Source organism: Actinosynnema sp. NPDC023658 (assembly GCF_040639995.1).
GTDB lineage: Bacteria > Actinomycetota > Actinomycetes > Mycobacteriales > Pseudonocardiaceae > Actinosynnema.
Genome location: NZ_JBFAAX010000381.1, coordinates 4,496 through 5,604 on the forward strand (window position 1 = coordinate 4,496; position 1,109 = coordinate 5,604).

Here is a 1,109-nt window from a genome sequence, read left to right on the forward strand (position 1 = left end):
CTGTAGTCGACGAGGGTGTCGTCGACGTCGAGGCACACGGCCCGGATCTCGCCGGTTCTCCGAGGGGTGAAGGTCGCGAACACGGCGTCGAAGCGCAGGCCGGTGGCCATCAGCTTCTCCGTGGCCACCGCGCCGCGGTCGGTGCTGAAGTCGCCCTCCACCACCAAACGCGGGTCGACGTGCACGCCCGCGTCGCCCAGCGCGTCCAGGAAACCGTCCAGCCGCTCCCGCACGCACCCGAAGTTCCCCGGTCCCGTCACCACGGCGAAACCCGTGCGGCCGGTGGACATCAGGTGCTGCGCCGCCGCCTGCGCGCCCTCGCGGTTCGTGGTGCAGACCGACGGGAACCCGGGCCTGCTGCCCCGGTCGTCGATCATGACCACGGGCAGGCCCTGGTCGTGCAGCGTCTCGATGTAGCTCAAGGTGTCCGGCGGCTCGATCACCAGCAGCCCGTCGAACGCCTTGGCCGACACGTGGCTGGCGAACTGCGCCAACGACTCGGAGCCCCGGTTGACCGTGTAGAGCAGCAGGCCGTACCCCTCGGCCTCCAGCTCGTCCACCGCGCCCTGCACGACCTCGCCGGTCCACGGCCAGGTCAACGAGGGCACGAGCATGCCGACGGTCCGGGCGCGGCCGCGGGCGAGGCCGACCGCGCGGGCGCTGGGCACGTAGCCGACGTCCGCGATCACCTGCCGCACCCGTGCCGCGGTGGCCGCGTCGACGTCGGGTTTGCCGTTGAGCACGCGGGACACGGTCGCCTTGCTCACCTGGGCGCGTTGGGCGACTTCAGCGATCGTGACTCGCACGGTGCACTCCTCGGCTGCTGCGCCACGGACGGTCCGTAACCGGTACCGAAACCGGTTACGGACACGCAGTCAACCGCTACGTGCACGCAGCGTCAAGAGTCGGACCGGCGGGGACGAGACGGACACACCGGTCAGCCGCGCCCACTCGGGCGTCGGTCACGCGAGCACCGCGGGAGCGCAGCCGTCAGTCCGGTCGGGGGGCGTCGTGGGGCGAGCACCGGCCCACCGGCCGGGTCACACCGCCGGCGCGCGTCAGGCGACTACGGCTCGCCGCGCGAGCGCAGCACCACCGGCGGGCGTCGG

At 72.6% G+C, this 1,109-nt stretch carries 1 protein-coding gene; it reads right to left on the reverse strand.

Translation table 11 applies throughout. From position 1 onward, the window contains the following. On the reverse strand, window positions 1-806 hold an 806-nt coding region (locus AB0G02_RS26990; protein WP_360798884.1), incomplete at its 3' end, for a LacI family DNA-binding transcriptional regulator. Window positions 807-1,109 lie beyond the last annotated feature (303 nt).